The following is an 18,734-nucleotide window of genomic DNA, read 5'->3' as shown; positions in this document are numbered from 1 at the left end:
GGCGGGAGACAAAAAGGTGATCACCGTGGAAATGTTAGGAAAAATACGGCGGATGCATTTACGCGACAAACTGTCGCTGCACGAAATTACGAAGCGCACAGGTTTGTCGCGCAACACGATACGGCGATGGCTACGCGATACCGAGAAAGCGGGCCCGCCAGCGTATGTCAGAACCGAAAGCTGAGCCGCCGGTAGAGCCTTTCTGAGTTGGCGCGCGGGGAAATCTGCTACGGGCTACGCTCTTCGCACATTTCCCCGCGCTGTCCTTGTTGCGGGAATCGATAGAAAAGAACAACTTCCAACCCCGCTGTTTGGTATAGTTATTCACAGCCGACATCTGAAAATGCGGCGCCCGGCCCTGGGTCAATATTCCATCAGCAGGGTGGGTCAATATTCAATCAGCGCGAACACACAACAGCACATGATGAGCGAAATCAAAACATTAATGGAAGCCCGAGAGACGCCGAGCAACGACTAGCAGTTCAAACATCCTTGAATTTCAAAAAATGAAGCACTACAATTAGTCAGAAAATGTGATTTTTTCCCATATTTAGTATTTTTCGAAAATGCACCATTGAAAATGAAAAATTAATGGAGCGAAGAATGGAAATTGAAGATTGACTCAAAATCTACTTAAACTTTGCGGACGTGAGCCGACGTTGGACATCGGTCATGGACGCCAAAGCAGCTTTTCTGTCCGCCCTGAACGGTGGTTTACTCGCATTTTTATGGGGCAATATCAAAATTGCAGACTGGTGCGGTTTCGAGAAAAGTTTGGGAGTTGGTAGCTCGTTTATCGCATTGCTCGGTCTTCTGTGTGCCTTGTGGGCGATATCACCAAGAGAAAAACTGTCTCTACTGATAGGTAGGGCAAGTCGCTGGGATGCCAACTACAAGCCAGTCAGTTTTTACGCATATATAGCGAAAAACTACAAAAAAGGTGATTTTAAGGCAATGGAGACAGATATCGCCAAGATGGGCGACGCTGAATTCGCGCATGAAGCGTTGGAACAGCATTTCAACATCTCACACATCATTCAAGCTAAATCTGGCTGGATATTCCGTACAGTCATGTTGACGTTATTGGCAATCGCTTTAACCGGTGCCGCACTATTGGCCAGGACGATTGGGTAAGACATGGGCCTGAAAGACGATCTGAATTCCGAGGTTGCTAGCATATTCAAATCTAAGTGGACCGTCACCGATAAGAAGACGATTCCGTCAGCTACCGACTTCGGGTTAGGTAATGATGCCGGAAAGTTTGATCTAATGACGGTCTTGTATGCGGATTTGAACGGTTCGACTGCGATGGTCGACAACGAGACCTGGATGTTTAGTGCGAAGGTCTACAAATCATATTTGCATTGTGCAGCGAAGATTATCAAGGCCGAAGGCGGCACGATCACCGCCTACGATGGTGACCGTATCATGGCAGTATTTATTGGCGACCATAAAAACACGACAGCTGCTAGGTGTGCACTAAAAATCAACGGCGCTGTAGTGGATATCGTCAATCCGAATATGAAAGCAGTGTACAAAAACAAGAATTTTACGGTTCGCCATAACATTGGAATAGACACCAGCGAAATTCACGTGGCCAGAATAGACGTCAAAAATGACAATGACTTGGTGTGGGTGGGCAGAGCAGCTAATTATGCTGCCAAGCTGACTGAAATTGACGAGCCTCCTTACCATGTTTGGATTACTTCGGCTGTTTATAATAAGCTGGCAGACGAATCGAAAATATCATCAAGCGGTGCAAACATGTGGAACAAGCGTAGTTGGGGCAAGATGAATAACGCGGAAATTTATTGTTCGTCATACAAATGGAACCTGTAAGCTCATGGTATTGAAGACTTACACCCCATGGGAATAAAAGACGATCTGGCCAACGATGTCGGCAATATTTTTCGATCGCCGTGGGAGGTCATCGCAAAAACTTCTCTTCCGATCGCAACCGACCTTCAACTAGGGAACCATGCCGGTCATTTTGACAAAATGACCGTTTTGTCTGCTGATCTCAACGGTTCCACTGCGATGGTAGACAGCCTGCACTGGGGCACTAGTGCCGAAGTTTATAAGGCTTACCTTCATTGCGCAGCAAAACTGATCAAGGATGAAGAGGGAACAATTACCGCATACGACGGTGATCGCATAATGGCAGTATTCATTGGAAATTCGAAAAACTCGTCTGCGGTCAGATGTGCCCTGAAGATTAATACGCTAGTCAACGATGTGATTAATCCGGCTTTCAATGCCACGCACATCTGGGACAATTTTACTGTCAGACATACCATAGGGATAGACACCAGTGAGATCCATGCTGCTCGTATTGGTGTGAAGAATGATAACCATATTGTTTGGGTAGGACGTGCGGCCAATCATGCAGCAAAACTGACTACATTACCAGATCATCCGATTTGGATTTCACATGAGGTCTACGACAATATGCACGAGTCATTGAAGATCTATCTAAATACCAGATTACCTGCTTGGGAGGCAAGACTCTGGACGGCCATGAATAACCGGCTCATCTACAGAACCGCTGCCCAGTGGAATTTCTGAGCAAAGTGGCTTCCAAAAATCCAAAGGGAGTTTTCATTTTTCATTTTTAAATCAAATAGTTAAGACCATTTTGGCGAAAAAACCGTAATCCCGGTCGTACCTCAGCAACGCATGATTGACGAATTTAAAACTTTCTTGAAGGTGAAACCTCATTAAACTGCCATTAATTTAAAGTATATATATTAATGAGCGCTGACGACAAAAATCTATTTACCCGGCACGACCCCGTATTGCTACAATCCCCACCTGCTTTCGTGATCGTGAAGTGAAAAGACCTTGCAAACTGGGGGGGCGTCCATGTATGGATTGGCTTTTGGGTGACCAACGGGGCGAGAATATCAAATTCTTATAAACCGCCATCTATTGCATTCTATCGTGTGGTAGTGTTCAGACATGTGATCACCAATGAGAATAAGGTCCGCGATTATATGGATTCGCCTAAGACGATGCAATTGCCTGCAACCATTCGTGCTGAGCGAAATTGGTCAAGTCCGCAATATCGACAAACGCGCTATGGAACCGATACTGGCGCCGGTGCGAAAGCCACCGAGCCATATTCCTCCACTCTTGCTCTTGGGCAGATACAGCAGGGACATGATCTGTGCATGTCTGGGAAGTATATCGATGCTGAAGCTTATTTCAGGGCTGCCGCCGAGTTAGAACCTAACTGGCCGATGCCACACAACAATCTCGGTTGGGTGTTACAAGCTCAAGGAAAAAATGAGGCAGCTTTGACTAGCTATAAGAGGGCTGTGGAGCTCAATCCTGCGTTTGAGCTAGCACAAACGAACTTGGCTTTTCTTCTCGCAAATCTGTATTTTTCTATCGGAAAATTTGCTGAGGCGAGATCGATGTGGCTCGTTCTGGCAAGCCACAATCCACAAGATCATCATGTGCTCGATAATCTGATCTGCACTGCACTGCGTGTTCATGATTTACATGAGGCGGCATATTGGGCAAATTGCCACGCAGCGGTAACCCGCGCCAGCGCTTATCATCAGATGCTCCCCGGTATCGCTGTGGCGCCTCCTGACTTGCCGATTCCTGTACCCAAGGTATCGAGAGGCAAGTTGCTGCATGATCGGGATCAATACCAATATTTGTACGATAAAGGACTGGTCGGCGCGGAGTTCGGCGACATCATCAAGTCTTACGTGGCGGCGCTGGACGATAGCAATTTGCAGGACAACCCGTCACTGGACGTTTTGCCGGTTGCTCACAATCTTCGGAACACCTATGGCCGGATTAATCACCATTATCCGGCTGGGAGACTTTTCGGAAATGCGCTGTCATTCTCTGAGTCGATGAGGAAGGCAGAGGATGAGTATCGGAACAGCCAACTGGGCGTCGTGGTGATCGATGATTTCCTCACCCCAGAAGCGCTATCCGAGCTTCAGCGGTTTTGCCTGGAATCGACAATATGGCACAGCAACCATTATGCTTATGACCGTCTGGGCGCATTCTTCCGGGAAGGATTCAACTGCCCGCTCCTGCTCCAGATTGCAGAAGAATTGCAGCTTGTTTTTCCTGATATCATCGGATTGAGGCATGCTCTGCTTCAGATGTGGGGATTCAAATACAGACACGATCAACCGTCAACGCATCCGCATGCCGATTTCGCCGCCGTGAACGTCAATTTCTGGATCACGCCCGATGAGGCCAATCAGGATCGCCAATCCGGCGGCCTCGTTATTTATGATATCGAGGCACCATTAGACTGGCCCTTCGATGCTTACAACCGGCAAGGCGATAAAATCGCCGCCTTTCTCGAAGCGGCCGACGCGAAGCGCATTGTGATTCCCTATCGCTGCAACCGGGCGATCATCTTTAATTCAGACCTGTTCCATGCCACGGCGGCGCTGTCGTTCCTTCCCGGCTATGTCAACCAGCGGATCAACGTCACCATGCTTTATGGTGACAGGGCGGCCGCGAAAACGACCTGAATCGTCGGACGCTTGGCGCTCAGGCCGACGCCATGTTCGATGCACCTAACAGCCCTTGCGGCCACCAGCTGGCGCATGGGCGTCGGCGACTACCGCCGTGTCGAATCCCGCAGCAGTCAACGCGCTTTGTATGACCGCCTCCGTAGGATGATGACGTCGCGCTACGCCAGTCGCTTGCGCAGGTGGCTGTCCAACGATGCGGCGCTGGCCGCCAAACAACGCTTTCACGAGCAACTACTGCAAAGCAAGCACTGGCGCCTTGCCGCCGATGGTCCTGCTCCGCCAAGGAGCAGTGTGCGTTGGCACAACAACTTCCCGGGAGGCGTGCGAGCTGCGTGCCGCCCTATCCCGGGATAGCCCTTGGATCAGCTCACCGGCGCGGCGGTGAAATTCCAGCCGCAGGAAACAACAGGCGTGCCAGCATCACCACTTAGTATGGTTACGGTAAACCCGTGCACGGCGGTGATTGCGGGCCAGAACACATGGTGAGGTGGGCCGTCGATCCAGTTTACGGCAAAGTTTTGCGGCCCGCTGTTGACGAATCCGGCCACCTGGCCGGGCTGGATGGTTAGCGGGGTGTGCAGCGCCAGGTTTTGGGTGGTGTAGACCGCGGGGTCAAGCCCCACTACCGCTGACGTTTGTGTCACCGTGAAGATGGTTTTGCCCTCGCCATCGACCGCGCGGTCACATACAATCGCAACCGGCGCGCCGGAAACTCCGCCCCCCACGGAAGACAACATGACGTTGAACGTGGTTAGGATGCATGCCGTGCTGACGGGCTCCGAGAGTATCATGCCGACGTTCGGTGCCGACCCGGCCCAGACATCGCTCGCCTGAATCGGCAGGCCGACTATGTGCGGCGGCGCGTCGTACAAGACTTGAATGGCGTCGGCGACTGCGGCCGCGTCGAATCCCGCAGCGGTCAACGCGCTTTGCATGACCACCTCCGTGGTGTTTGGAAACACATTGGGCTGGAGAATTTCTTTGCCCACGTCAAGTGCGGAGAGCTGCGGGTAAAGCAGATGCAGGATGGCGGCGAGCATGGCCGGGGTGAATGTATCGAACACGATCACCAAGGCTTGTGCCAGAAAGGCACTGTCGAGCAGGCCCACTGGAGCTCCCAGCCCGCCAGACGCCGCCTTGGAAAACAGTGATTGTGCTGCCTGGCTCGCAGTCATACCCTGCTGTTGCAGAGGCTGAAGGAGTGCGACTAATTGTTGTGCGCTTAAAGTCATGATTTTGCTTTCTGTGAGTAGACATCAGGGATAAGCACCTTTCAGTGCAATAGACAACTGTAGTGAATCAAGTGACGGGAAGGCTGCCTTCAAGCCGCTTGCAGTGTCCGTCGCTGCATATCCTGCTTGCGCCATGGCAATGGCCATCGAGTTGGCACCGAGACTTGGAAATGCCGTGAGCAGGAGTGGGCCACAGGCGGCGCCCGTGACGCCCTGGTGAAACAGATTCAGTGCGGTCTGGTCGGGGCTCGGATAAGCCTGGACCAGCGCTGCCGACATTGCAGCCGGCGAGGTTTGTGGCCAGGCGGCGAGCAAGCCTTTGGCCGTATCAGCTGGCACGTACCCGGCCTGTGCCATGGCGGTCGCCATCAAGTTCAGGTCGAGGCCAGGAAAAGGCTGCAATAATTGTTGTGCGCTTAAAGTCATGATTTTGCTTTCTGTGAGTAAACATCAGGGATAAGCACCTTTCAGTGCAATAGACAACTGTAGTGGACCAAGTGACGGGAAGGCTGCCTTCAAGCCGCTTGCAGTGCCCGTCGCTGCATATCCTGCTTGCGCCATGGCGATGGCCATCGAGTTGGCACCGAGACTTGGAAATGCCGTGAGCAGGAGTGGGCCACAGGCGGTGCCCGTGACGCCCTGGTAAAACAGATTCAGTGCGGTCTGGTCGGGGCTCGGATAAGCCTGGACCAGCGCTGCCGACATTGCAGCCGGCGAGGTTTGTGGCCAGGCGGCGAGCAAGCCTTTGGCCGTGTCAGCAGGAACGTACCCGGCCTGTGCCATGGCGGTCGCCATCAAGTTCAGGTCGAGGCCAGGAAAAGCCTGCAATAATTGTTGACCGCAACTGGCACCTCCGACTTGCTGGTTGTAAAGCGCTATGGCCATCGCGCCAGCAGTGGCGTACGTGGTAATGGCGACCGTCACCGCCCCCGAGGGAGGTCCGGCTAGGGTATCTGACTGTCCCGGAGCAGGCAGTGCCTGCAGAGTCAGATCGTAGGTCAATGTCGTGCCTGGAACTGCATTTAAAGACAGTGATGCAACGAGGTTGTCGCCGTCGGGGCGCGGGGTAAGGGGAGTGACCTGAAGTGGGCTGTTGAGGGTGGTTATAAGAGCCTGATAGTTCGTACAGCTCAACACTGGCTTCCAGCTGAGGCTGACGATGCAACCATCGACTGTCAGCTGGAGGTCTTGAGGAGCATCCAGGCGCGTCAGAGTGAGCGCCGCACTGGCGGGACTGGGCAGTGTGGTGGTGCCGCCCTCGGCGACCAGGGTGAAGCTGAAGTCACCGGGGGGGGTTGGGGCAGCAAAAGGAACGCTGCACTGTGTTGGTGGTGCTTGCCCCGGCACTGCCGGTTCAAGTGGCCTGTATGGCCCCCAGGGACTGCCGTCATGGGTAATCGTCAGCACGTACGAGAGGGCACTCTGCACCGCTGACCAGTTCACAATGACGCCAATATCCGGCGGAATGACGCTGCTGTCGACTATGGCCGTCAACGCTGTCGGTGCAGACAAGCGCTGGAAGGGCGCTTCGACCCAGGGTGCGCCAATGGATTCTGGGATACCCTGCACTTGCGCGCTATAGCTTCCGGAAGGCCAGACGGACTTGAAATTAAAGGCAGCCGAGTTTGCCGTGCTACCAACTTTTTTGTTTAGTAACACGTTGGCAGCGCTGTCTAACAACCGTGCATCATAGCCACTGTTGCCTTCGCCGCTGCCCCAATTGAGCGTCACCACATTGTTGGCACAGACAACAATTGGATTGGTGGGGGGACTTTGCGTGCTGCCGGTACCTGTTCCGGTTCCACCACCAGTTCCACCACCAGTTCCACCACCAGTTCCACCACCAGTTCCACCACCAGTTCCAGTCTCCCCCCCCCATTTATTGCATGCTAGCGCGCTGGCGAATTTTTCAAGGATGGCTGGAGCCACAACGGCGGCGAGAAACTCCGCTGTTTTTCCCGGATCATTCAATAGCGCTTGCATCATCAGCGTGGCGCTTTTGAAGAACGCATCGACCAGAACTTGGTAAAAATGGCTGAAGCGAAGCGTGGCGGGTTTCTGGATCTCAACGGGGAGTAACGGCAGGCTGACTTGGATGAAATTGTCTTTGCCCACCACGCTGATGCTATAAGTGACGTTTATATTGACGGTCAGAACACCTTTTTTAGAGACGCCGCCAAAGCTTGGCGAAACCGTGAAATTTGTGGTGAACGCCGTATTGAATGCGAAATCGGCAAGGCTGGCGCAGGCGTTACTGGCCGCCCCCTTCATATAGCTGACAAAATCCAGCACCATGCTCGCCCCAAATCCATCGATATTCCACTGCGATACTGAAAATCCCGCGGTTGGGCTCCACGTAAACGGTATGGTGGTGGCGGGAATCGATGGCGATCCGGTGTATGCGAGATTGCCTCTGAACTGATAGCCGTTGCCAGCCGGGCTGGGCTCGACGTTTATGTTGGCAGAGGCGAACTCGGTGTTGAAGAACTGGAAGCCGGCCGCCAGGCTGAAACTAGATTGGCCGCTGCTCCGTTGGATGGAAACGGCAGGCCCGTTGCTTGGGTCGTTCTCGCCATGGATTTTAAGAATGGTCAGTTCAGGCGATGGCAGGTCAATAGGCGATGGCAGGGCACCTGTGACACTCACACTTGCGCTATTCACCGCAAACGATACGTCGGCGGCAAAACCCAGGACGCTGATCTGGCATTGATCGAAGTTGATGCCACTCTGATAGCCGTTCCAGGCAGCGGTCGCGTAATACAAGCGCATGAAACCGGAGCCAGGGGCTGGCGAAAAAGTGATGGGCAACAGGTCGCCCCAGTCGAGACCGGGGACCACACGCTTGAGCAAATCCGCCACCTTCAAGCTGTCGCTTACTTGCAGCGTCAGGACTGTCGGCGTCCCCCCGTTGAACAACAGCGTTCCATTGACGACAGGACCAGCAGTGCCGAACTGTACGTCGGTGCGAAAACTCAGTAGCGGCGCAGCATCTGTAACGTAGGTCAAGGATAACGCGAATCCTTGAATGCTGATCTGCGGAAGAATTCCGAAAGGGTTGTTCCAGACGTCGCTGCTAGAGGCCTGCAGGCTGAAACCGCCCTCACCAGTGGGAATGGCAAGGGATGCGCCGTCCAGCGCCAAGCTGGGGAAGCCGTCGGGTAAATGCAGTTGAAGCAAATCTTGCAGCAGATCGTTGACCAGCGCTTTGAAATCAACGCTGGTACCGGGGGCCAGATCAGCAATAAAGCTTGTTCCTGCGCTTGCAATGCTGCCGGAGACCAGAAAGGTCGCGCCGCCTGCGACCAGTTGGCCGCGTAGTGTGGTTGTAGGATTCATTGATGCGCTCGGCTCCAGAAGCAAAATATGAAGGCGGCGCGCCGCCTTCATGGATAAAACATCTCAAGTCGAGTAGGCGACATCCAGCTCGAGGTCGGTAAAGGAGAAAGGCAGGGCGCTAATCGGTTTCCAGCTGGACAACCATTTATTTTTCACCATCGTTCCGAACAGTACGTTAATGTCGAATTTGCCGGTGGTGTCAATGGTTAATTTATCGACGCCGATAAACAGAGAAGTCAAGGAAGCAGGTAGGTCGGCTTCGAAATTGGGAATGGATAGCATATTCTGAGCCCAAGTGAGGAATTCGCCCACGCTCACCACGGTGGTGGGATCAGAACCCGCCTCCAGTTGGTAGTTGAATACTATTTGATCCTTGACCGAGGGCGGCATAGTAGTCTGGACTGGAATGGTGATGGGATTAGTGCTACCGATAACGATATTGCCTTTGAGTGTAGTAGTAGAAGCCATTTTTACTCTCCATTATGAGGAATGAAACAGATGGGTGCTGCGGACATCGCTGGCGGCGCAATCGTGCTGGGAAAAAGTGCCAGATCGGATTATATTTACCAGCGTCGTAATTGTTCTAGGCAGGAAGCGTTGCATCAAACTGACGAGCACGTGCAACTACGCCCGTGATAACAATTGAATCGTCGTTTATTTGAGATCGATTCAATCTTGCCCGACTCCTCAGACGGCTTTGCCTTTCGCAAGCCGGTAGGTCGCGGGCACCATCGCCGCCCTGCCTCTGTTATCCGATGGCGAATAAACGGTCAGGACGAGATACTCTGCCGTTATGGCAGTGAAGGCCGCCCACTTTGGCGAGGCGATCGTCACGTTGTCGGCGCTTGAGACATGATAGCTAACGCCGGAATGTTGATCTTTTACTGCGTATAGAACGCCATTGACTTGCGCCAATGCCGTATGGGGAAACCACTGATCAAACGCAAAAGGATAAGGGATGAGCCACAATGCGGTTTGATTTGTGACTTGAACATTTGCAAAATCGATAGAGCCTACGTCGTTTTCCATATTATTTCTCGCTTTTAAATAGATTTTCAGTGGATTGGCTCGATACCGTGATAATGAAGCGACGCGTCGCCGGTGGTCTTCGTGCCGATAAAAGGAACAAGCACTTTCCTCCCTTTTCGAAGAGTGGAAAACATTAATTCCCTACGAAACTCTGCACAGCCGGAACGGGCTGGCCAGGCCCAGATCAACGATTGTAGCTAAGATGTCTGAACCCGCTATCATTGTGGTTCACGGACCCCTGATGGGTAAGTCGCCAAAAGCATCAGCCTTATGGCCTATGGCCGCGCGCCCGATTTCGTGGTACATATTCGGCATGCATATCTTAATCATCGACGATCACGCACTGTTTCGAGAAGGCCTGGCGCTGCTGCTGCATGGGCTGTTGCCGGATGTCGAGACGACAGAGGCAGGCAGTTGCGAGCAGGCGTTCGAACAGTTAAGGCAGGGAGAGGACGTCGACTTGGTATTACTAGATATAGGCTTGCCAGGCATGAATGGATTCGACGGCTTGAGCCGGATTCGACAGGAATTTCCCGACTTTCCTGTGGTCGTCCTGTCGTCCAATGAGGACCGTGAGAGCGTCATGCGTGCGCTAGACGGCGGCGCCATGGGTTTCGTGCCGAAAAGCGCGTCGTCTGGCGTCTTGGCCGGCGCCTTGCAGCTCATACTCGCGAAAGGAATCTACCTGCCAGCCAGCGTGTTTCTGGCGGAGCGGCACGGCAGCGCTGTGCCCGTTTCTGTCAGCGCGCCTGGTGTCAGCTTCGCGCAGCTCGGCTTGACGCCACGCCAGATAGACGTACTGCACCTGGTGTTGCAAGGAAAATCAAGCAAGCTCATTTGCCGCGACCTCGGCCTCTCGCTCGGCACGGTGAAGACCCATACGTCGGCGGCATTGCGAGCACTTAATGTCACGACGCGCACCCAGGCGGTGATCGCGGCGGCGAAACTGGGTTTAAGTTTTGCGCCGCAGCCGGTGCGCTGAGCATTTGCGCGCACAGCTCCAGGAGGCGTTCGGGTCCGACCGGTTTGCGCACCAGGCGACAGTTTTGTGGCAGCATTTCCTGCCCCGGGGGATGGCCTTCACCTGTAACGATCAGGGCTGGAATCAATTGCTCGCTGTCCGCGCGCAGCGCTGCAATCAATTGCAGGCCGCTGTCGCCCGGCCTTAGCCGCAGATCGGTGACGATCAGGTCTGGTACGCGCAAATGGCTCTCCAGCAGGTGCAGCACCGATTCCGTGGAAGCCCCGGTGACGACATGGCTGCCTGCCATTTGAAATAGCTGTTCAGTCGCTTCGATGGCATTGTGATCGTCGTCAACGATCACAATAAAGGCACCTTGCAGGGCGTCGTGTACGACGTCGGCGACGAGTTGCAAAGCTTTGCGCGACGCAGCGTGCCGGACCAGCGGGAGGGCGATGCCAAAGACCGAGCCGGCACCAGGTGTTGATTGTACGTACAAGGCATGCCCCAGCAGCGCGGCGGAACGATGAACAATGGACAGGCCAAGGCCCAGACCCTTACCGTGGGCATCAGCCGCACTGTCGACTTGATAGAATTCGTCGAAAATGTGCTCCTGGCATTGCTTCGGGATGCCGATACCGGTGTCGTACACCAGCAGGTGGACCATATCCCCCTTGCGTCGGCACCCGACCAACACTTTTCCGCTGCGGGTATAGCGGATAGCATTACTGACGAGGTTGCCTACAATGCGCTCAAGTATGGCCGGATCGGTGCGCACCACGTAGCGACTGCGCGCAATCCGCAAGGCAATCTTCTTTTCAAGTGCGATCGGCTGGTAGTTCAGATCAATGAAACCAAGCAGGCTCGCCATTTCAACCGGTTGCACGTCGACTTTTATGGACTGGGAATCGAGCTTCGAAATGTCGAGTAAGCTAGCGAACAGTGCTTCCATGCCCTGCACAGCAGATTCCACCTTCATGACGATTCGGCTGACGTCCGGATAGCGTATATTTTGACGCAGTATGCCGACCATCAACCCGACAGCATGCATGGGCTGCAGAAGGTCATGGCTGGCCGCCGCCAGGAAGCGGGTCTTCGCAGCACTTGCACGCTCAGCTTCGTCCTTGCGCAAGGCCAGCTCGTCGAGCCTGACCGACAGCTCTGCATTGACAGACGCTAGTTCTCCTGCCTGCGTGCGCACCTGTTCGCCTGCCTGTTCAAGTGCCTGCGTACGCTGCCGCACTTTTTCTTCCAATTGCGCGTGGCTTTCACCCAGCGTTGCCGCCATTCGGTTAAATTCCTGCGCCAGCAGTTCGACCTCGTCGCCAGTTGTCACGGAAATGCGCGCCTGCAAATCACCTGCGCCCATCCTGGCGGCGCCTGTGCGAACCGCCAGGATGGGCTTGGTCATGCGCTGAGCCAGATAGTAGCTGGCGGCGATGGCTACCAACATGGCAAGCAGTATGACCAGCAAAGTCACCCACAGAGAGGTGAGTATGGGCTGCAGCGCTTCCTGCACCGGCAAATGCACGAAGACCCACCAATTTGGCCCTGGCACTGTGGCGGCTGCGGAAAGCACATAGCGCGTGTCAATATCGCGCGTCAACAGGGGCGTTTTTGCCGAACCTAGCGCTGCTGCGACGGCCGAAGACTGCCGCAAGTCCATGTGGCGCAGCACGAGGCTGTTGTCGGGATGGGCGACGAGTTGCCAGTCGCGGTCAACGATGTAGGCATAGCCAGTGCTGCCAACACGGACGCCCGTGATGGTTGCATGAATCTGGCGCAGATCTATCTGTGCCATCAAAGCGCCGCCCCTGCCACGGGCCGCTACTGCAACTTCAACGTAGGGCACCGAGCCATCGCGGAACAAAACGGGGCCGTAAGCCACTTTGTCTCTGTGAGCTTGGGCCAGCAGTGATCTCTCTTGCGGCGACAACGGGGTATCGCCGCAAGAGAGGCTACGGTCAACTTGAATGCGCGAAAGCTCAAGCAACACACAGGCGTGTGCGTCCACGTAGCGCAATTGCGTCAGTGACGGCGTCTTGCGCAGCAAGCGATGGCCCTCATCGCGCACCTCGCCCAGTTTGAGCTGCGCTCCTGGCTGGTCGTAATCGAGCACCCAGTTCATGGAGGCAACGATGGACGAGAGAAATGACTGGATTTGTACCGTGGCAAGGCGCGATTCGGCGACGAGCAGCTCGTCGGTGCGCTGCCGTTGCTGGTATACACTCAAGGCGATTTGCGCCATGCTGGCTAGCAATAAGGTGCCGCAGACCATCGCACTCAGGACACTCAGGTACTTGTGGAACAGCGACTGGCGCAAGTTCATTCCAGTATCCGGTCGGCGCGACGCAAGGTCTGGGCACTCAGTTGATAGTGGCGTGCATGCCTGGCTTTCAGGTTGATCACCAGTTCGAATTGGGTCGGTTGGCTGACCGGGAACTCGCCGGCTCTGCCGTGACGCAGCACGTGCGACACGGCGCGCGCCATGCGGTCGAACGCATCGTCCTGCAAGGCGCTGAATTGCATCAGACCACCATCATCGACAAACACCTGTCCTTCATAAAGTGCCGGTATCGCCAGTGCGTCGATGCCGGCGATCAGTTCCTTGCGCATCAACCAGGTCACCGCCGTTGCAGCAACGATCAGCGCCTGGGGACGTTGGGTAGCGATGCGGTTGAGCAGCGTAGGCATGTGTGCCGCATGCGACACGCTAAAGTCAAGCAGGCTGATGTCTCGCCCGCTGGCGTAGGCACGGGCACGAGCGTTGCACCCCGCATCGGCAATCTCGGCATTGTGGATAAATCCGATGCGCCGCACGGTGGGCACCGCGTCGCGGATGACTTCGACCAGCTTGTCGTCGATACAGCGATAGGTCGTAATACCGGTCAGGTTGCGTCCCGGTCGGGCATAGTTCTCAATGAGGCCACGGCCCAGTGGGTCGTCGTGCGCCCGAAACACAATCGGGACGGCATTCGAGGTACGGGCCGCAACCACCGCGGCAGCAGAATCAAAATCGAAACATAGGATGATATCCGGCTTCCGCCTGTTAAGCATACTGGCGTGCCGCCTCAGCAATTCGATATCGAAGTTAGCATAGTCTTCGCTGTAGCGGACTAGTTGGGCCAAGTTCGGGTCCAGCGCTGCTAATGCATGACGAAACGCATTCGCAACTTTCGGGTCGACTGTGGGCGTGGAGAGGCAGGCAATATAGAACGCAGGATTTGCAGCTGTGGAGAGCCGCGTCAGTCCTAATGTAATACTAGCCAAAAAAGCCCGACGCATGCGAGCGGAAGTGAGTCTATTATCTGTCAACTTGGCCATAGGCCATCCTCATAAAACAAACCGCCACGTGGCTTGAATGCTTGTCAGATTGTCTCTGCTATGTGATATTATTGCAATATTAATTTTTTGCAAAGTCACCTTACGGAGAGAACTGCTATGTTTGGAACATATACCCGCCCCATCGGCGTGATCGTAGTTGCGATCTCTGCTCTACTTTTGACGAATCCAGCCGCCGCTGAACCGGCATTGAAGATGTCGACGCAGTGCACGGCCCTGGTTTTTGATGGCAAGACCGATAATGCCCCTGCAGCTGCCAAATTCAAGCATCAGTACATGCTGCTGATCATATTTAAAAAGGGGAAGGGCAGCCAGTATTTTGGGAATCCGAATATCGGCGAATATGGCTGCATACCAGATGTTGAAGCCAATCAATTTCCGCCGGTGCCGACGAATACATTCATCATCGCGGAAAACTGTCCAAACGATTGCGTATACCCGCGCGATACACGTGCTCCACTCAATGATGGCAAAGATCCGCTGGGTAAGAATCCTTGGGGAATAGTCTCCGCTATTAATTCTGAGAAACGTGATGGAGGGCCCGGCAGATTAATCGAAGTCTGGGAATTGGCGGTGCGCGATAAATGTCATGCGGAAGCGCTATATGCATCCTTTACGTTACCGAATGGCCTGCTTCTGCCGGCACTGGAGAGAGGCCACATGCTGGGTGAAATCGTGGTCGGCTACGACAGGCCCAGCAAGGATCCTGAACTAGCATCGGCAGAGTGTTTTAAGAAGTAATCCGATCACTTTACCCAACTTTACTTTGAAGCCTATGGAGTTGGTTTTTGCGGAATAACTGATCAGCATGGGAACGTGATTCGTGCGGGGAATTTTGATCATGAACCATTTATTGCTCGATAACTATCCGATTGGATTAGGAAGAATGTGCATTCAATTATCAATCCAGATCAGTCTTATCCCACCGCTTTCACATTATAGGTTCGTAAGTCAACTATTTGTTTGCATATAGGAGGAACTTCAAATACTCCTAACAAACTAAGTGCCGTCTGAATTAGTTCAAGTCGTCTCCTGTATTCCAGATCGACTTATTGCAATTTCTTTAGAGCCTCGATGAACTCCCAGGGCCTTGTGGAGCCTGCGCCGTCCGGCACCTGGACTGATACTCGAAGCCACAACCGCTACGAGTGCGTTGCAATTCAACCCGCCATTGTCTAGGAGAGAATAGTCTGGGCTTGAATTACTCCATATCTCGAACTCATCCAGCACGAGCTTGAACTGATCGTCGTCAACGGGAATGATGAGGTCTGTATCCCAATGCAAATCCTTCCAAGTTTCTTCAAGCTGACCGCTAACCGGAGTGAAGACGCTCTTCACTGCCATTAATGTTCCTCCCTCGGGGTAAAGCCCGAATAAAGGCAAGTAGACACGCAAGTCCGCGTCAATTTGCACACCTACACCCACAAAGGTGCGAGCCTTGTGGCAGACCCTGGAAATCGCAACAGTACGTGAGGGAACAAGAAAATTGGGCCTCATCGCGCTACCGAAGGAACGGGAGGCACAGATCGTCACTGGTGGATTTTCGATGGTGCCTCTCTACAGCATGACGCCGCAGTCGATGTACGTCAGCGACCGCAACAGCGCGGCGAGCGGGGATAACATGTTTGTCTACGCAGTTGGGACGGAGGAGGGCGTCAAAGAGGGATTGGAAGACAAAAAACCAGATCGACTTGACCCTGACACGGAAATTTTCGTGTACGTGCCGCTGTATCGTGAAGTTGGATACCTCTCCCGATTGATTGCGCCACTCTTTCAAGGGTCATTCACCACTAACAAAATGGTTCAGACTCCGCAGGGTGCCAAGGTAGACCACCAAGTCCCGGAAGGGTCTGCCGCTGCAGCCATTGATCAAACCGCCGATGCTTTGATTTTCTCCGGCTCTCCGCGTGAAGTCGCCTCGCTTAAAAAGGTGTTGGCGCAGGTGGATACACGACAAGGTGAAGTGATGGTGAAGGGCGTCTTGTATGAAGTGTCAACGACCGACAGAGACGGTTCTGCCCTGTCTCTTGCATTGAATCTGCTTGGCGGAAAATTTAGCCTGTCGCTTGGTGACGGCAAGGCGCTGGATTCGTTCGTGAAATTTAAGAACAACACCATTGATGGCGTGTACTCTGATACGCGGTTCAAGGTTGTGTCAACGCTGTCTATCCGTGTTCGATTTGGTGCAACTGGCTCTTTTAGTGTCGGGGAAGATGTGCCTATTCTTGGTGCCGTAACTTACCCAGGTAACGGACTTGCTCCGGTGCAATCCGTTGAGTACAAGCCAAGCGGCGTTGTTTTTAACGTGACGCCCAAAGTGTTTGAAAAATGCCATCGATGTCAAAGTCACCCAGCAAATATCAAACTTCGTTGCAACGGAAACCGGCGTCAACAACTCACCGACGCTCATAAAACGTGAGGTGAAAACTGATCTGACATTAACGGATGGTGATGTGGTGGTGTTTGGTGGCCTGGCCGAAAACAAGGATTCAGGCGGCAATTCTGGACTATCTTTTTTCCCGGCGTGGGCAAAGTCTAAGTCGGTATCTACAAGCAAGAAAGAAATCCTGCTAGTGCTCCAGTTGCAGAAAATGTGACGCATTACGTGCTATCCGCCGTTTAATACATAAAACTAGCCCAAGGAATTCCTTGGGTAGTTTGATGTTTGCAAATTAAGGCGTAAACCAAATCTCATTTACTGCATCTATGACGGGTTGATCGCAATGATCAACCATGCCTCCGTGAGCTTGAATGACCGCAAGTTTATCGTTTGGATCTAAATGCAAACGTACAAAATTGTAAGCTTCGTCTACGCTCAATTTAGTGTTAACATAAAACATCGAATATTGGAATTTGACCCATGGGCCTAATCTTTTGATCGCCTCTTGAACACTGTTGTAATCCTGACCTGGCGACATAAGATCGTAGGAAATAAATAAATTTTGTGACATAATTCAGCTCCGGTTAAGTAAGAACAATGCATTTCAATCTGCCTGGTAAGCTTTCGATTGTCCTGCGCCAAAATCATATCGGTGTTTTTGAAAATTCGCTAGAAATACTGTGTTTCAATACAGTATTTCTAGCGGATTGCTGTTTTAAATGTTGTATTTTAGTGAGTCCCCCCGTTTTTATTGCCTTGCGGCATGTAATTTTTGATAAAACAGCATTTTTAATACGTTTCTTACGTGCAGCATATATATATGCAAGGTGTGTTTTTTTGCATTTCTGTTACGCATCACGAAAATTATGCTAACCTTGACGCATGACTACCGTACTTTCACCCATAGAATCTGAATTTGCCACTGCTGAAGAAGCCGCGTCTTATGATGCATGGTTTCGTGCCAAGGTGCAAAAATCGATTGACGACCCACGGCCTGGCATTCCCCATGACCAAGTTATGGCTGAGATGCGCAAATTGCTAGAATCTAAGCGCAATGCTGGTTGAATGGCGACCAGAAGCCCGCGAAGCCTTATTTGAGATTCTCGACTACATAGCGGCAAAAAATTTCTCTGCAGCGTTGGAACTCGGTGACGAAATCGAGCACGCAACGTCTTGCCTTCCTGAACATCCGTATTTGTACCGCCGTGGCAGAGTACCGGGCACGCGGGAAATAGTCGTTCATCCTAACTACCTGGTTGTTTATCGCGTATCGCTGGAATCTATCCAGATACTTACCGTTCTGCATACGCGCCAAGAATACCCGTAACGCACAAGCGGCCCAGCTAAGCTGGGCAAAATATCCAGCCTTGTGGACACTGAGGAAGAACCCGTTACGGAATTAGAGACGTGGAGGTATAGGCAGCAGCCTGCCGACTACCTGGATTTTTAGCGGGCATGCCGTGATGTAATGCAGGGGGCATTGATCACAAACAAGTGGCACCATCATGCAAGACACCTAAGCCATCAAATTCTTGTATCATCTGCAATTTACTTGCACTTGATACAACGACATGCAGTTAGAGCTTTTTCCGTTTGACGTTTTATCCGTAGCCGAAAAACAACAAATATTTTCCCGGATAAGGCAGCATTATTGGTTCATTCGGGACTGCAGGAAGACACCAATCCATGACGCAAGGCGACGACGATTTTACAGATTAGTTGAAGCCGAAAAAAAACTCCTGCGATTAGCAGGAGTTTCAAAAAGGGAAATTCTGGATTACTTAGCGTGCTGCCGGTTGAAATGCAAAAGGGGAAAAGATTGTCCACTGAGGGGGAGTCATTGAATTGAGACATTGGGAAGATGTGAGGCAAAGCGAGGAAAGTCAATTGTGGCGCGGCTTTTGGCCGGATTGGCTTAAAATTTGGCTCTGAAACAAAATCAT

At 52.8% G+C, this 18,734-nt stretch carries 19 protein-coding genes and 1 pseudogene; 11 read left to right on the top strand and 9 right to left on the bottom strand.

Features of this window, described 5'->3' with window-relative positions; genetic code table 11:
• Positions 1-31: 31 nt before the first annotated feature.
• From ACO0LM_RS00810 to ACO0LM_RS00790, 5 genes and pseudogenes are all read left to right on the top strand, one after another.
• Positions 32-172: pseudogene (locus ACO0LM_RS00810) on the top strand (helix-turn-helix domain-containing protein); the annotation flags it as partial.
• 500 nt (positions 173-672) lie between these two features.
• Positions 673-1,134 (top strand): hypothetical protein, encoded by a 462-nt coding sequence (locus ACO0LM_RS00805; RefSeq protein ID WP_423033393.1) that lies wholly within the window; start codon positions 673-675, stop codon positions 1,132-1,134.
• A gap of 3 nt (positions 1,135-1,137) precedes the next feature.
• Positions 1,138-1,839 carry an adenylate/guanylate cyclase domain-containing protein gene (locus tag ACO0LM_RS00800; RefSeq protein WP_423033391.1) on the top strand — a complete coding sequence of 234 codons (702 nt, stop codon included), beginning with the start codon at positions 1,138-1,140 and terminating at the stop codon, positions 1,837-1,839.
• A gap of 27 nt (positions 1,840-1,866) precedes the next feature.
• Entirely contained in the window at positions 1,867-2,565 is a 699-nt protein-coding gene (locus ACO0LM_RS00795; protein ID WP_423033389.1) for an adenylate/guanylate cyclase domain-containing protein, read from the top strand.
• A gap of 395 nt (positions 2,566-2,960) precedes the next feature.
• Entirely contained in the window at positions 2,961-4,508 is a 1,548-nt protein-coding gene (locus tag ACO0LM_RS00790) for a tetratricopeptide repeat protein (RefSeq protein WP_423033387.1), read from the top strand.
• A gap of 45 nt (positions 4,509-4,553) precedes the next feature.
• Here the strand turns inward: ACO0LM_RS00790 and ACO0LM_RS00785 are convergent, their stop codons facing one another.
• The 6 genes from ACO0LM_RS00785 to ACO0LM_RS00760 all read right to left on the bottom strand — a co-directional run bounded on the left by ACO0LM_RS00785 (position 4,554) and on the right by ACO0LM_RS00760 (position 10,108).
• Positions 4,554-4,736, bottom strand: coding sequence for a hypothetical protein (locus ACO0LM_RS00785; RefSeq protein ID WP_423033385.1), 183 nt, complete (start codon positions 4,734-4,736; stop codon positions 4,554-4,556).
• Between the two features lie 137 nt (positions 4,737-4,873).
• A complete protein-coding gene (locus tag ACO0LM_RS00780) occupies positions 4,874-5,743 on the bottom strand; it encodes a hypothetical protein (protein WP_423033383.1) in 870 nt (289 codons plus the stop codon).
• Positions 5,744-5,767: 24 nt separating this feature from the next.
• On the bottom strand, positions 5,768-6,169 hold the full coding sequence (locus tag ACO0LM_RS00775; protein WP_423033381.1) for a hypothetical protein: 402 nt from the start codon (positions 6,167-6,169) through the stop codon (positions 5,768-5,770).
• A gap of 24 nt (positions 6,170-6,193) precedes the next feature.
• Positions 6,194-9,130 carry a hypothetical protein gene (locus ACO0LM_RS00770; RefSeq protein ID WP_423033379.1) on the bottom strand — a complete coding sequence of 979 codons (2,937 nt, stop codon included), beginning with the start codon at positions 9,128-9,130 and terminating at the stop codon, positions 6,194-6,196.
• A 12-nt stretch (positions 9,131-9,142) separates the two neighbouring features.
• The gene (locus tag ACO0LM_RS00765; protein WP_423033377.1) at positions 9,143-9,547 is read right to left on the bottom strand and encodes a hypothetical protein; all 405 of its coding nucleotides are present in this window, start codon (positions 9,545-9,547) and stop codon (positions 9,143-9,145) included.
• A gap of 219 nt (positions 9,548-9,766) precedes the next feature.
• Entirely contained in the window at positions 9,767-10,108 is a 342-nt protein-coding gene (locus ACO0LM_RS00760) for a hypothetical protein (RefSeq protein WP_423033375.1), read from the bottom strand.
• Positions 10,109-10,349: 241 nt separating this feature from the next.
• Between ACO0LM_RS00760 and ACO0LM_RS00755 the strand changes: the two genes are divergently transcribed.
• Positions 10,350-11,090, top strand: coding sequence for a response regulator (locus tag ACO0LM_RS00755; RefSeq protein ID WP_423033373.1), 741 nt, complete (start codon positions 10,350-10,352; stop codon positions 11,088-11,090).
• Here ACO0LM_RS00755 and ACO0LM_RS00750 read toward each other — a convergent pair.
• Entirely contained in the window at positions 11,017-13,398 is a 2,382-nt protein-coding gene (locus ACO0LM_RS00750; protein ID WP_423033371.1) for an ATP-binding protein, read from the bottom strand. The genes ACO0LM_RS00755 and ACO0LM_RS00750 overlap by 74 nt on opposite strands.
• Positions 13,395-14,354 (bottom strand): ABC transporter substrate-binding protein, encoded by a 960-nt coding sequence (locus ACO0LM_RS00745; RefSeq protein ID WP_423033971.1) that lies wholly within the window; start codon positions 14,352-14,354, stop codon positions 13,395-13,397. Before ACO0LM_RS00745 ends, ACO0LM_RS00750 begins: the two co-directional genes overlap by 4 nt.
• 156 nt (positions 14,355-14,510) lie before the next feature.
• On the opposite strand from ACO0LM_RS00745, the gene ACO0LM_RS00740 reads away from it, so the two are divergent.
• From ACO0LM_RS00740 to ACO0LM_RS00730, 3 genes are all read left to right on the top strand, one after another.
• Positions 14,511-15,152, top strand: a complete 642-nt coding sequence (locus ACO0LM_RS00740; protein WP_423033369.1) for a hypothetical protein — start codon at positions 14,511-14,513, stop codon at positions 15,150-15,152.
• A 697-nt stretch (positions 15,153-15,849) separates the two neighbouring features.
• The gene (locus tag ACO0LM_RS00735; protein WP_423033367.1) at positions 15,850-16,830 is read left to right on the top strand and encodes a hypothetical protein; all 981 of its coding nucleotides are present in this window, start codon (positions 15,850-15,852) and stop codon (positions 16,828-16,830) included.
• Complete coding sequence (locus ACO0LM_RS00730) at positions 16,733-17,008, top strand: hypothetical protein (protein ID WP_423033365.1); 276 nt, start codon at positions 16,733-16,735, stop codon at positions 17,006-17,008. Before ACO0LM_RS00735 ends, ACO0LM_RS00730 begins: the two co-directional genes overlap by 98 nt.
• A 75-nt stretch (positions 17,009-17,083) precedes the next feature.
• Here ACO0LM_RS00730 and ACO0LM_RS00725 read toward each other — a convergent pair whose 3' ends face one another.
• Positions 17,084-17,362, bottom strand: coding sequence for a hypothetical protein (locus tag ACO0LM_RS00725; protein WP_423033363.1), 279 nt, complete (start codon positions 17,360-17,362; stop codon positions 17,084-17,086).
• A 311-nt stretch (positions 17,363-17,673) separates the two neighbouring features.
• Here ACO0LM_RS00725 and ACO0LM_RS00720 point away from each other — a divergent pair, with 311 nt between their 5' ends.
• Both ACO0LM_RS00720 and ACO0LM_RS00715 read left to right on the top strand, forming a co-directional pair.
• Positions 17,674-17,856, top strand: a complete 183-nt coding sequence (locus ACO0LM_RS00720) for an antitoxin (protein ID WP_423033361.1) — start codon at positions 17,674-17,676, stop codon at positions 17,854-17,856.
• Positions 17,846-18,118 (top strand): type II toxin-antitoxin system RelE/ParE family toxin, encoded by a 273-nt coding sequence (locus ACO0LM_RS00715; RefSeq protein WP_423033359.1) that lies wholly within the window; start codon positions 17,846-17,848, stop codon positions 18,116-18,118. Before ACO0LM_RS00720 ends, ACO0LM_RS00715 begins: the two co-directional genes overlap by 11 nt.
• Positions 18,119-18,734 lie beyond the last annotated feature (616 nt).

Origin of the sequence: Undibacterium sp. Di26W (genome assembly GCF_049340265.1) — a bacterium.
GTDB lineage: Bacteria > Pseudomonadota > Gammaproteobacteria > Burkholderiales > Burkholderiaceae_D > Undibacterium.
This window is presented reverse-complemented; position numbering and strand designations above follow the sequence as displayed.